The following is a 12,003-nucleotide window of genomic DNA, read 5'->3' on the forward strand; positions in this document are numbered from 1 at the left end:
TCTAGAGCAAGGTTTTCAGCCGCTCCGCGAGCAGGTCCCAGCGCCACTTCTCCTCCACCCAGCGCCGCCCCCGCTCCCCCATGCGACGGCGCAGCTCGGCGTCCCCGAGGAGGGCGACGATCCGCTCGGCGGCCTCGGCCGGGGAGCCGCCCCGCACGACCCAGCCCGTCTCCCCGTCGAGCACGGCGTCGGGCGCCCCGCCGGAGTCCCCGGCGACGACGGGCAGCCCGGTGGCGGACGCCTCCAGGTAGACGATCCCGAGGCCCTCGACGTCCAGTCCGCCCCGCCGGGTCCGGCAGGGCATCGCGAAGACGTCCCCGGCGCCGTAGTGTGCGGGCAGCTCGCTCCAGGGCACCGCCCCGGTGAACCGCACGGAGGCGTCGACCCCGGTCTCCCGGGCCAGCCGGCGCAGATCCTTCTCGTACGGCCCGCCGCCGACGATCAGCAGCACGGCGTCCGGCTCGGCGGCCAGGATCCGGGGCATCGCGAGGATCAGCGTGTCCTGGCCCTTGCGCGGCACCAGCCGCGAGACGCACACCACCACCGGCCGGTCGGTCAGCCCGAGCCGGGCCCGCACCTCGTCGCCGCCCGAGCCCGGGTGGAAGGTCTTCTCGTCGACGCCCGGCGGCAGCTGCACCATCCGCCCGGCCGCCGCCGGGCTCAGCGCGGTCGCTATCCGCGAGCGGGTGTACTCGCCCAGGTAGGTGATCGTGTCGGTGGCGTCCCCGATCCGGCCCAGCAGCTGCCGGGCCGCGGGCAGCTGCGCCCAGCCGGCCTCGTGCCCGTGCGTGGTGGCGATCAGCCGCTCGGCACCGGCCCTGCGGAGCGCGGGCGCCATCAGCCCGAGGGGTGCGGCGGCCCCGAACCACACCGAGGTGCACCCGTGCTCCCGCAGCAGCCCGACGGCCCGCCGGGTCGCCCCGGGCGTGGGCAGCAGCATCGTCGTGGAGTCGCGTACGACGGTGAAGGGCTGCTCGGCGTCGAAGGCGGCGGTCGCCTCGGCGCCCTCCCGGCCCCGCTTCCAGGTGGAGGCGTACACGACGAGCCGGTCGGGGTCGAGCCGGAGCGCCATGTTGTGCAGGAACGCCTGGATACCACCGGGACGGGGCGGAAAGTCGTTCGTGACGATCAGGGTCTTGTGCATCGGGGCCGACCCTATCCAAACCCCGCTCACAGCCGTGCCCGGCCGCGCCTCACAGCCGGCGGGGGGATCATGGGCGCACGGGACGGACAGTGCCGTACAGATCATCTCGGACGGCGACAGGACGGACACCGGTGGAGATCACGGAGGCGAGACGGCCGCTCAGCTGGCTGCTGGCGACCTGGGGCGTGACCCGGCTCGTGCTGCTCCTGTTCGTCTTCCGGGTGTTCCTCTTCCCCGGCCCGGACGTGACGACCGATGTGTCGTCCATCTACCAGGGCTGGTACGAGGTGCTGCGCACCGGCGGCTTCCCGTCGGCGGACGTCACCTGGCAGTACCCGCCCGCCGCCGCCCTCGCGATCCTCTCCCCCGCCCTGCTGCCGTTCCTGGACTACGCGCAGGCGTTCTTCGTCCTGGCCTTCCTGGCCGACCTGGCCGTCCTCGTGCTGCTGCTGAACGCGGGCCTGCGTCCCCGCCGCTCGCTGCGCGGCGCCTGGCTGTGGGTGGCGGGCCTCCCGCTGCTCGGTCCGACGGTCTACGCCCGGTACGACGTGATGGTGACCGCGGTCGCCGTGGCCGCCCTCCTCGCGGGCGTCCGCCACCCCCGGGTGATGGGCGCGCTCACCGGCTTCGCCGCGCTGCTGAAGGTGTGGCCGGTGCTGCTGCTGGCGGGCGCGGTACGGCGCCGGGCGTGGGGCGCGGCGGCGGTGACGGTCGCCGCGCTGTCGGGCCTGTTCGCCCTGCTGATGCCGGGCGCCTTCGCCTTCCTCACCTTCCAGCGCGACCGGGGTACCGAGGTGGAGTCGCTCGGCGCCCTCGTCCTCCATGTGGCCCGGCAGTTCGGCTGGCGGGGGCGGGTGCTGCTGAACTACGGCTCGGTGGAGTTCCTCGGCCCGTACGTGTCCGTGGTGAGCGACGCGGCGCTGTTCCTGACGGCGGTCGCGTTCGGCTGGCTGCTGCTGTGGCGGCTCACGGCCCGCAGGTTCGCACCGCACACCCTGGCCGACGCGGCGTTCACGGCCGTCCTGCTCTTCACGGTGACCAGCCGGGTGATCAGCCCGCAGTACCTGGTGTGGCTGGTGGGCCTGGCCGCGGTCTGCCTGTGCTCCCGCGCGACCCGGATGACCGGTCCCGCCGTGCTGGTCCTGGCCGCGTCCGCGGTGACGGTGCTGGAGTTCCCGGTGTACTTCGCGGACGTCGTGAACAGCACCCCGCTCGGGATGGCCCTGCTGTTCGCCCGCAACGGCCTGCTGCTGGCCGCCGCGCTGACCGCCGCCGCCCGCCTGTGGCGCTCGACCGTACGCGAGCCCGTAAGCGAGCCCGTAAGCGAGCCCACCGAGGCCCCGGAGCCCGGCACCGGCCGGCCCACCCGCACCGGGGAGACCGCCGCCGCCACCCCCTCCTGACACCACGAGCCCCGTGTCGGCTCAGGCGAGCTGAGCGCGCAGGTACGTCTGCCAGTCCGCGGTCAGCTGGGGCAGGGACACGCCCAGCACGCTGCGCAGGGCCCCCTCGACCGCGCCGGCGCGCTCCTGGTGGGCCCCGACGGCCCGGTAGAACGCGTCCAGCTTCACCTCGCCCCACCGCCCGGCGATCATCCGGCAGGCCAGCCAGCCGCCCTCGTACGCGCGCGCCAGCCGGTCCGGGTCGCCGGAGAAGCCGAAGTCGGCGTCGGTGGGCAGCGCGGCCGGGACCCGGCCCCCGGTGACCGCGCTCCGGAGCTCGGGCGCGACCTGGCGCGGGGTGCGCCCGGAGTCGCGGTAGCCGACCCAGTCGGCGTATCCCTCGGACAGCCACAGCGGGGTGGCCGCGTCGGTGTGGGCGCGGGTGGCCACATGGGTGGTCTCGTGGGTGAGGACGACCTGCCGGCCGAGCGCGCCGAGCAGGGAGTACGCGTCGGGGTTGACCACCACCCGGTCGGCCGGGAACCGGGTGCGGCCGTCGGCCCCGCCCCCGGTCTCCCCGGTCGTCACCGCGGCGATGCCCCGGTAGGAGGAGGCGGGCGAGCCGAGCAGGGACGCCATGCCGTCCAGCGACTTCGGTACGAGGACCACCACGTGCCCCGCCCAGTCCGTGCCCCAGGCCGCCGACACCGACGGGACGGCGTCGTCGGCGAGACCGGCGAAGGCCCGCAGCCGCTCCGCGGTCTGTCCGGTGCCCAGCACCAGGCTGTGCTCACCGCGCACCACGGTCACCGTGCCCTGGTCCCAGAGCTGCTCGGCCGCCTTCTGCGCGGGCCGCTCGGAGGTCACGCCCCAGCGCCCGCCGGCGTCCCGGGCCAGCCGCAGGGTGCGGGCGACGGTGACCGGGGCGCTGTCGTAGTCCCGGAGGCGGTAGCTCAGCTCGGCGCCGGCCGTCAGCGTGTCGCCGGCCCGGCGCACCGAGGTCACCCGGTACGACCAGGCCGCGAGCGGCACGGTCCGCAGCCGGGCGTAGTCCGCGCGGGCGCCGGTGGCGGCGTAGGCGCCGGCGTCGTGGTGCAGGACGGCCGCCGCCCGCCGGTCCAGCAGCCGCTGCACCTCGGTCCGGGAGGTGTCGGTGGGGGGCCTGCCGCCGCAGCCGACGAGAACGACAAGGAGGCCGACGAGCAGCAGACGGAGACCCGGGACCCCGGATCCACGCACCCGCCCACGACCAGCCATCCTCCCGATCGTACGGCCGTCCCCGTGCGGGAGCCCCGGTCAGGGCCGTGTCACCGAGGACACCGGCATCATCCCGACCGGGTCGTAGCGCACCGGCGCGCCCGGGTAGGGCGCGTGGATGACCTGGCCGTTGCCGGCGTACATGCCGACGTGGCTGGCGTCGGAGCGGTAGGTGACGATGTCGCCCGGCCGGGCCTCGGAGAGCGGGACGCGGCGCCCGGTGTGCGCCTGGGCCTGCGAGGTGCGCGGCAGGGCCACCCCTGCCTGCGCGTACGACCACTGCATCAGGCCCGAGCAGTCGAAGCCGGTGGGCCCGTTGGCGCCCCAGACGTACGGCCTGCCGAGGGCGGAGCGGGCGGCGGCGAGGGCGGCGGCCGCCCGGCCGGAGGCGGGGACGGCGCCCGTGAGGCCGGGCAGGTCGGTGCGGCCGGAGCGGGAGGCCCGGTCGTAGGCGGCGCGCTCGGCGGCCGGCAGGGCGTCGAGGAGCTGCCGGGCCCGGGCGAGCTTGCGCTCGACGGTCCGCTTGTGGCCGGCGACGGCCTTGCGGCTCCTCTCCAGCTCGGCGAGCTGCCCGGCGGCCTCGGTGCGCTCCTGGGCGAGGTCGCGCAGCGCGAGCTGGAGCTCCCTGAGCTCGCCCGCCTGATGGGCGGAGATCCGGTTCAGGACCGACGCCTTGTCGAGGTAGTCGGCCGGGTCGTCGGAGAACAGCAGCGCCAGGGACGGGTCGAGGCCGCCGGAGCGGTACTGGGCGCCGGCCAGCGAGCCGAGCTCCTCGCGCAGCTCGTTGATGTGCCCCTGCTGGCGGGCGATCCGGTCCTGGGCGTGGCGCAGCTGCCCGCGCAGGACCTCGGCGCGCTCACCGGCCTGGTTGAAGGCTTCGGTGGCCTGCTCCGCCTCCTCGTAGAGGCGGTCCACCTCGGATCGGGTGTCGTCGTGCGGCGCGGCCGAGGCCGGTACGGCGGTCAGGGCGCCGAGGGCGGCGGCAGCGGCGGACAGCACACCGAGGGCTCCGGTGGCGCCCCGGTCGAACCCGGACGGTGCAAGGCGGCGATGGGACCCCACGGGAAGCCGCGCTCCTTCCACTGGTGGACGAAACGCGGCAGACAGTAGCCCCGTGTCAGGGGGGCGGCCAAAGACCTTCGCGGGCACACAACGTGACGCCCCGCCGCTGACGCAGGTCACCGGCGGGGCAGGGGGTCACTTCGGGTTGCCGTAATTCGCCCGTTCGGGCGGTGCCGTGTCCTGATCTTGGAAGGATCGGGACGCCGGGATCCCGACGGCTCGGGGTCACGGCGGATCAGACGCGGACGCCCCACATGAAGGGGCCGCCGATGGTGCTCATCGACTCGTAGCGGACCACCGTGCCGGTGCGCGGCGCGTGCAGGATCTGGCCGTTGCCCGCGTACAGGCCCACGTGGTGCAGGTCGTTGAAGAAGAACACCAGGTCGCCGACCTGGAGGTCGCTGGCGGAGTAGATCTTCGTGCCGTAGCTGGACTGCGCCTCGGAGGTGCGCGGGATGGAGACACCGGCCTGGGCGTAGGCCCAGGAGGTCAGACCCGAGCAGTCGAACGAGGAGGGTCCCGAGGCACCGTAGACGTACGGCGAGCCGATCTTGGACTGGGCGGCCGAGAAGGCGGCGGCGGCGCGGCCGGAGGCGCTGCCGGTGTCGCCGAGGTCGACGCGGTCGGCGGAGGAGCGGCTGGCGCGGTCGTCCTCGGCGGCCAGCGCGGCCTTCTCCTTGGCGGTGAGGGTGTTGAGCAGCTTCTGCGCCTGGGCCAGCTTGCTCTGCACCGCCTTCTTCTGCTTGGCCAGCTCGGCGCGGGTGGCCGAGAGGTCCTTGAGCTTGTCGGCGGCCTCGGAGCGCTCCTGCGCGAGCTCGCGCTGCTTCTCCTGGATCTTCTTCAGCGCCTCGACCTGCTGGGCGCTGAGCTGGTCGGCGGTGGACGCCTTGTCCAGGTAGTCGTCCGGGTTCGAGGACAGGAAGAGCTGGAGGGAGGAGTCGATGCTGCCCGTGCGGTACTGGGCGGCGGCCGCCAGGCCTATGGAGTCGCGCAGCTCGTTGAGCTCCTCCTGGCCGCGGGCGACGTTGTCCTGGATGGTGGAGATCTCCTTCTGGAGCTTCTCCTGCTTCTCCTCGGCCCCGTTGAGCTTCTCGGTGGCCTGCTCCGTCTCCTCGTAGAGCTTGTCGACCTTGGTCTTCACCTCGTCCTTGCTGAGCTTCTCGCTGGGGGCCGCGTTGGCGGCCTGGGAGCTCAGCACGACGGCAGCGGCGGCTGCGGTGGTCAGCACGGTCACGCGTGCGCGGGACGGCTGCTTCGGTCGACGATGGGACGCCACGGAGACGGGCTCCTTCTTTTGAGTGATCACCCGTGTGGAGGTTCGAGCACCAGACCTTAGTGACCTCGCTGTGATCAGTTCAAATCCCCAGCCACAAAAATCACGTCACGCAACGCAGTTTTTTCCTGTAACTCACGTGCTGTGATGCGCGCTTGACCCTACGTTGCGTGACGATCCCGCCAATTCGGGCATTAAACCTGCAACTTCGACCTTCAGGACAGTCGCTTGAGAAGCATCGCGGAAGCCACGGGTCGGGCACCCGCCTTCGCGACCCCGTCGGCGACCTCGCGGTCGGTCGAGGCGACGATGACCGGTCTCCCCGGGGGCTCGGCCCGCACGAGCTGGCGGATGAGTTCGTCGGCGGTGACCCCCGCCTTGGAGAACAGCACCCGCACCCCGCGCGGAGGCGCCAGCAGCACCGGAGCGGCCAGTTCGGCCCCGTCGAAGACACAGGTGACCTCGGCGCCGGTCTGGGCGGCGAGCGCCGAGAGCTGGCCGAGCAGCCGCAGCCGCTGCTTCTCCAGCGGCATCTGCGGATAGCCGGTCTTGGTCACGTTGTAGCCGTCGACGACCAGATGCGCCTGCGGCAGGGCCAGCAACTGGTCCAGGATGGCCGGATCGTGCTCCGACAGGGCGCGTGCGGCGATGTCCTTCGGGGTCATTCGTCCCGGTTCGACCGCATCGACCGTCTCCGCCGGGCGGACCGACACCGGGGGCAACGCCAGTTCCCTGCGCAGCCCTTGGGCGGCGTCGAGCACGGTGTCCAGCAGCAGCCGTACCCGCATGTCCTCGACGCTGCGCCCCTCGCGGGCCGCCCGCCGGGTGGCCTCCAGGGCCGCCTCGGCCTCCCCGAGGCGCGCCTTGAGCCGCCGGGTCTCGCTCTCGGCGGCGGACACCTGGGCCTGCCCCTCGGCGCGTACGGCCTCGATCTCGCCCTGCACCTTGCGCAGGGCCGCCTCGCCGCGCTTGACGTCACTGAGGGCCGAACGCAGCTTGCGGTGGACCGACTCCGCGTCCTTGCGGGCGGCGTCCAGCTCGGTGCGCAGCCGTTCGGTGTCCGCGCGGGTCTGCTCGCGGGCCTGCGCCAGTTCCTCGCGCAGCCGCTCCAGTTCGGCCCGGCTCTCCTCGTCGGCCCGCTCGGCGTCCGCCCGCTGGGCCTCCTCGCCGGCCGCCGTCACCAGCTTCACCCAGCCGGGGGGCCGCAGCACATAGGCCGCGGCCGCCACATCGAGCGGGTCCGCGGCCGGGGTCGGCGAGCCGGAGTCCAGGGCGCCGGACAGCTCCGGCTGGGCGTCTCTGAACTTCTCGCCGATGCGCTGCCGGAACAGCGGATCCGTCTCCAGCGCGGCCGCCATCGCGTTGCCCGCGAACTTCGCCCGGCGATTCGGGGCGAACCGGGCGTACTGCCGCAACTGGGCGGGCAGTTCGGCGACGGTCAGGCCGCCGAAGCCGTCGGAGACGATCTGCACGACCCGGCGGCGCACGCCGTCGGGCAGCGGACGGTCGAGCATCTCAGCGGCGCCGTCGCCCGGCCCCCCGCCTGCGCTCTCCGCCATCCGTCACACCCCAATACCTGTACGGGGCCAGCTCCGCTCAGGAGCCGGCGCCCGGCCGATCCACGAGTTCCACCTGATCCACGGCGTTGCACCAGCGGCACCGCACCGACTCGATGGTCTCACTGACCACCTCGCGCTCCTCGACCTTCGGCTCTCCGGCGAGGTCGAGGTGCACGTACTCCACGACCTTCGACGAGCGCGTCACGTCGAACCTGGTCAGGTTGCCGCAGAGGGTGCAGCGCCACCGCGTGGTCGCGGTCGGCAGGGGAACCGTCATCGTGACTGTCCTTCTAGTGTCGGTCTTCCATCAGGGTCGCGCCGGAGGCTCCCCGCTGTGCATGGCTCGTAACCCTACGGCCTGGCGGGTACTCGCCGCCCCTCCGTCCCACCGCCCTGCCGAGCGGCGAGGCGATATCGACCGATCTGCCGGGGTGCGTCATGCTCTGTGGTCATGATCGGCAACTGGAGCGGGACCGTCCGCAAGGCTCTGCGCGGCCCCTCGGCGCCGGTGACGTACGGGCTGATCGCCGTGTGCTGTCTGGTCTTCGTGATCGGCCCGGCCTCGGGGCTCGATCCGGCGTACGGCACCGGGGACGGGCTGATGGCCGCCCAGCGGGCCTATTTCCGCCGCTGGGGCGTGGTCCCGGTGGAACTCTTCACGGGCTCCGCGCGCGCCGTCCTGACCCCCGCCACGGCCCTCTTCGTCCACGGCAGCTGGGTGCACCTGCTGGGCAACATGCTCTTCCTCTACGTCTTCGGGGCGATGACCGAGGAACGGATGGGCCGCGTCGAGTTCACCTTCTTCTACGTGTGCTGCGGCTACCTCGCCCTGCTCGGGTACGCGGCCGCGCACTCCGGGTCGCCGCAGTCGCTGGTGGGGGCCTCCGGGGCGATCTCGGCGGTCCTCGGCGCGTTCCTGTACCTGTTCCCGCGGGCCCGGGTGACCAGCCTGCTGCCGTTCCTGTTCTTCCTGCCGCTGCGGTTCCCGGCGTGGGTGGTGCTGCCGTTCTGGGCGGCGCTCCAGTGGATCGCGGTGGGACGGGCGGCCCAGGGGCCCGGGGTGGCCTATCTGGCGCACCTGGTGGGCTTCGGCCTGGGGTTCGGCTACGCGTGGGCGCGTTTCGGCCGTACGACTAGAGTGAGGCCCGCCCCAGCTCCGGCCCCCGAGGGAGAGAACCAGCCGTGATCACCGCGATCGTCCTCATCAAGACCAGCGTGGACCGGATCCCCGAGATCGCCGAGCGGATCGCGGCGCTGGACTCCGTGAGCGAGGTGTTCTCCGTGACCGGGACGTACGACCTGATCGCCATGGTCCGGGTGCAGCAGCACGAGGACCTCGCGGAGGTCATCCCGGGCAGCATCAGCAAGATCCCCGGCGTCGAGGCCACGGACACGCACGTGGCGTTCCGTACGTACTCCCAGCACGACCTGGAGGCGGCGTTCGCGATCGGCCTGGACTCCTGACCGGCTGAACCCCGCCTCCGGCGCGACGGCGCCTCACACCGCCGGGACGCAGCGGCCGTCCTCCGTGCGGTACGTCCACTGCGGGCCCTCGGTCACCAGCTCGCGGACCGCCGTCACGAAACGGTCCACGTGCTCGTCCGGGGTCCCCGCGCCGAAGCTCACCCGGATGGCGTTCAGGGACTTCTCGCCCGGGGCCGCCTCGGGGGCACCGCACTCGCCCTGGGTCTGGGGGTCGCTGCCCAGCAGGGTGCGGACCAGGGGGTGGGCGCAGAAGAGGCCGTCGCGGACGCCGATGCCGTACTCGGCGGAGAGGGCCGCGGCGAAGTGGGAGCTGTTCCAGCCCTCGACGACGAAGGAGATCACACCGACCCGCGGGGCGTCGTCGCCGAACAGGGACAGGATCCTGACCTGCGGAACCTCGGCGAGGCCCGCGCGGACCCGGCCGATCAGGTGCTGCTCACGGGCGACGAGGTTGTCGAAGCCGGCCTCCGTGAGGGCCTTACAGGCCGAGGCGATGGAGTAGGCGCCGATGACGTTCGGGGAGCCGGCCTCGTGGCGGGCGGCCGTCTCGTGCCATTCCACGTCCACTCCCCCGTCCTCGCGCCGGGTGACCTTGCGGCTGGCGCCGCCGCCCGCGAGGTAGGGGTCGGCGGCCCGGAGCCAGTCGGCGCGTCCGGCGAGAACGCCGGAGCCGAAGGGGGCGTACAGCTTGTGGCCGGAGAAGGCGACCCAGTCGACGTCCAGGTCACGGACCGACACGGGGTGGTGCGGGGCCAGCTGCGCCGCGTCCAGGACGATCCGGGCGCCGTGCGCGTGCGCGGCCGCCGCGAGCTCCCGTACGGGCCACAGCTCGCCGGTGACGTTGGACGCGCCGGTGACACAGACCAGGGCCGGACCGTGGGGGTCGCGGTCGGCGAGGGCGCGCTCCAGGGTCTCGACGGCCTGCCGCGGGGTGCGCGGGGCGTCCAGGTAGGTGACCCGGGCGTCCTTCCAGGGCAGCAGGCTCGCGTGGTGCTCGGTCTCGAAGACGAAGACCTGGCAGCCGGCCGGGAGCGCGGCGGCCAGCAGGTTCAGGGAGTCGGTGGTGGAGCGGGTGAAGACGAGCTGGTCGTCCTCGCGGCAGTCCAGGAACGCGGTGACCGTGCGGCGGGCGTTCTCGAACAGGTCCGTGGAGAGCTGGGAGAGGTAGCCGGCGCCGCGGTGGACGCTGCCGTAGTACGGGGCGTAGGCCGCCACGTCGTCCCAGACGCGCTGGAGGGCGGGGGCGCTGGCGGCGTAGTCGAGCGCCGCGTAGGTGACCTCGCCGCCGGTGACGAGCGGGACGGTGACATCGCGGCCCAGAACGGGCAGCTCCGCCGAAAGGTCGCAAACGGGGCGGGTGGTGGCAGCGCTGGAGACAGACATGGCGAACTCCTGTGAAGGGCAAGCGGAATCACCGTGCGAGCGGGTACGGCTCGAGCACGGAGAAAAGTGAAAAGGGGTGTGCGGAGGCGGGGCTCGGCGCCCTATCGCATTCGCTTGCTCACAGAAGGCTCCCTCGACGACCAGGACCCCTGGTGTTTCGCGAGGGGTCCGCGCTTGCCGTGGACCTCGCTGCCCACGGCCTGGTCTTCACCCGGGGCACCCCGCCACGGACGGAGGGTTGCCGGACAGTCGGCCGGGGCCTCATGACTGTCACTCATGACCTGTACAGGAACGTACGGGAAGTGATCGCGGTCCCGCAACCCGTGTCCGAATGACGGGACCGCGCTCCTTCGCCGTCGTCAGGAGTTGGTCGCCGCGACCCAGCGGTCCAGGGCCTGCTTGGCGGCGCCCGAGTCGATGGACTCGGCCGCGCGGTCCATGCCGGCCCGGATCTGCTCCGCCAGGGTGCCCGTGCCCGGCTCCAGGGCGACCAGGGCGGCCGCCGAGTTCAGCAGCACGGCGTCCCGCACGGGGCCCTGCTCGCCGTCCAGCAGGCGGCGGGCGACCTCCGCGTTGTACGACGGGTCGCCGCCCCGCAGGGCCTCCACCGGGACCAGCTCGATGCCGACGTCCCGCGGGTCGAAGACCTCCTCGGTGACCTTGCCCTCGCGCACCACCCACACCCGGGAGGTGGCCGTGGTGGTCAGCTCGTCGAGGCCGTCGTCGCCCCGGAACACCAGGGAGGAGTGGCCGCGCTCGGCGAAGACGCCCGCGACGACCGGCGCCATGCGCGGGTCCGCGACCCCGACCGCCTGGGCCCGCACCCGGGCCGGATTGGTCAGCGGGCCGAGGATGTTGAAGACCGTGCGGATGCCCAACTGGCCGCGCGCGGCGCCCGCGTGACGCAGCGCCGGATGGAACTTGACCGCGAAGCAGAAGGTGATCCCGGCCTCCCGGGCCACCTCGGCCACCCGCGCCGGGGTCAGCTCCAGATTGACGCCCAGCTTCTCCAGCACGTCCGAGGCACCGGAGGCGGAGGACGCGGCCCGGTTGCCGTGCTTGACGACGGTGGCGCCGCTGCCGGCCACGACGATCGCCGACATGGTGGAGATGTTGACGGTCTTGGCGCCGTCGCCGCCCGTCCCGACGATGTCGACGGTCCGGCCCGGCACCTCGATCGTGTTGGCGTGCGCGTACATCGTCCGCACGAGCCCGTTGATCTCCTCGACGGTCTCGCCCTTGGCCCGCAGCGCCACCACGAACCCGGCGATCTGCGCGTCCGTCGCCTCCCCGCGCATGATCCGGTCCATCGCCCACGCGGTGGCGTCGGCGCTCTGGTCACGGCCGTACAGCAGGGCGTTCAGCACGTCGGGCCAGGAACGGCCCGCCGCGGTGTCGCCTCCAGCGGGGGTCACAGCGCTCATAGCCGCTCCTGGGTGTCGTAGAACCACGTGGAGC

At 73.1% G+C, this 12,003-nt stretch carries 11 protein-coding genes and 1 riboswitch; of the genes, 3 read left to right on the plus strand and 8 right to left on the minus strand.

Translation table 11 applies throughout. The annotated features are described in order from the left end of the window. Window position 1 precedes the first annotated feature (1 nt). The gene (locus tag ABZ490_RS37090) at window positions 2-1,144 is read right to left on the minus strand and encodes a glycosyltransferase family 4 protein (protein WP_359000610.1); all 1,143 of its coding nucleotides are present in this window, start codon (window positions 1,142-1,144) and stop codon (window positions 2-4) included. A 131-nt stretch (window positions 1,145-1,275) separates the two neighbouring features. Between ABZ490_RS37090 and ABZ490_RS37095 the strand changes: the two genes are divergently transcribed. Then, the gene (locus ABZ490_RS37095) at window positions 1,276-2,547 is read left to right on the plus strand and encodes a glycosyltransferase family 87 protein (protein WP_359000613.1); all 1,272 of its coding nucleotides are present in this window, start codon (window positions 1,276-1,278) and stop codon (window positions 2,545-2,547) included. 21 nt (window positions 2,548-2,568) lie between these two features. Here the strand turns inward: ABZ490_RS37095 and ABZ490_RS37100 are convergent, their stop codons facing one another. The 5 genes from ABZ490_RS37100 to ABZ490_RS37120 form a co-directional block, all read right to left on the minus strand. Continuing rightward, window positions 2,569-3,783, minus strand: a complete 1,215-nt coding sequence (locus ABZ490_RS37100; RefSeq protein WP_359000616.1) for a hypothetical protein — start codon at window positions 3,781-3,783, stop codon at window positions 2,569-2,571. Window positions 3,784-3,822: 39 nt separating this feature from the next. Then, window positions 3,823-4,845: an NlpC/P60 family protein gene (locus ABZ490_RS37105; protein WP_359000619.1), complete on the minus strand. Its 1,023-nt coding sequence runs from the start codon at window positions 4,843-4,845 to the stop codon at window positions 3,823-3,825. Window positions 4,846-5,080: 235 nt separating this feature from the next. After that, complete coding sequence (locus ABZ490_RS37110; protein WP_359000622.1) at window positions 5,081-6,121, minus strand: NlpC/P60 family protein; 1,041 nt, start codon at window positions 6,119-6,121, stop codon at window positions 5,081-5,083. 212 nt (window positions 6,122-6,333) lie between these two features. Beyond that, window positions 6,334-7,677: an NYN domain-containing protein gene (locus ABZ490_RS37115; protein ID WP_359000625.1), complete on the minus strand. Its 1,344-nt coding sequence runs from the start codon at window positions 7,675-7,677 to the stop codon at window positions 6,334-6,336. Window positions 7,678-7,714: 37 nt separating this feature from the next. Continuing rightward, window positions 7,715-7,954: a hypothetical protein gene (locus ABZ490_RS37120; protein ID WP_055541554.1), complete on the minus strand. Its 240-nt coding sequence runs from the start codon at window positions 7,952-7,954 to the stop codon at window positions 7,715-7,717. A 174-nt stretch (window positions 7,955-8,128) separates the two neighbouring features. Here ABZ490_RS37120 and ABZ490_RS37125 point away from each other — a divergent pair, with 174 nt between their 5' ends. Continuing rightward, complete coding sequence (locus ABZ490_RS37125; RefSeq protein WP_359000630.1) at window positions 8,129-8,863, plus strand: rhomboid family intramembrane serine protease; 735 nt, start codon at window positions 8,129-8,131, stop codon at window positions 8,861-8,863. Continuing rightward, window positions 8,860-9,141 (plus strand): Lrp/AsnC ligand binding domain-containing protein, encoded by a 282-nt coding sequence (locus ABZ490_RS37130; protein WP_067245114.1) that lies wholly within the window; start codon window positions 8,860-8,862, stop codon window positions 9,139-9,141. Before ABZ490_RS37125 ends, ABZ490_RS37130 begins: the two co-directional genes overlap by 4 nt. Before the next feature lie 33 nt (window positions 9,142-9,174). On the opposite strand, the gene ABZ490_RS37135 is transcribed toward ABZ490_RS37130, so the two are convergent. Together ABZ490_RS37135 and trpD are read right to left on the minus strand one after the other, a co-directional pair. Further along, window positions 9,175-10,545, minus strand: a complete 1,371-nt coding sequence (locus tag ABZ490_RS37135; RefSeq protein WP_359000634.1) for an aminotransferase class V-fold PLP-dependent enzyme — start codon at window positions 10,543-10,545, stop codon at window positions 9,175-9,177. Between the two features lie 165 nt (window positions 10,546-10,710). Beyond that, window positions 10,711-10,827, minus strand: a riboswitch (SAM riboswitch). Between the two features lie 77 nt (window positions 10,828-10,904). Further along, window positions 10,905-11,969, minus strand: a complete 1,065-nt coding sequence (gene trpD / locus ABZ490_RS37140) for an anthranilate phosphoribosyltransferase (RefSeq protein ID WP_359000637.1) — start codon at window positions 11,967-11,969, stop codon at window positions 10,905-10,907. Window positions 11,970-12,003 lie beyond the last annotated feature (34 nt).

Origin of the sequence: Streptomyces sp. NPDC005811, assembly GCF_040630405.1 — a bacterium.
Taxonomy (GTDB): Bacteria; Actinomycetota; Actinomycetes; order Streptomycetales; family Streptomycetaceae; genus Streptomyces.

Excerpts from the sequence above, each read along its gene's own strand:
- ABZ490_RS37090 (WP_359000610.1), bottom strand. The coding sequence starts at position 1,144 with ATGCACAAGACCCTGATCGTCACGAACGACTTTCCGCCCCGTCCCGGT.
- ABZ490_RS37100 (WP_359000616.1), bottom strand. The coding sequence starts at position 3,783 with ATGGCTGGTCGTGGGCGGGTGCGTGGATCCGGGGTCCCGGGTCTCCGT.
- ABZ490_RS37115 (WP_359000625.1), bottom strand. The coding sequence starts at position 7,677 with ATGGCGGAGAGCGCAGGCGGGGGGCCGGGCGACGGCGCCGCTGAGATG.
- ABZ490_RS37120 (WP_055541554.1), bottom strand. The coding sequence starts at position 7,954 with ATGACGGTTCCCCTGCCGACCGCGACCACGCGGTGGCGCTGCACCCTC.
- ABZ490_RS37125 (WP_359000630.1), top strand. The coding sequence starts at position 8,129 with ATGATCGGCAACTGGAGCGGGACCGTCCGCAAGGCTCTGCGCGGCCCC.
- ABZ490_RS37135 (WP_359000634.1), bottom strand. The coding sequence starts at position 10,545 with ATGTCTGTCTCCAGCGCTGCCACCACCCGCCCCGTTTGCGACCTTTCG.
- trpD (WP_359000637.1), bottom strand. The coding sequence starts at position 11,969 with ATGAGCGCTGTGACCCCCGCTGGAGGCGACACCGCGGCGGGCCGTTCC.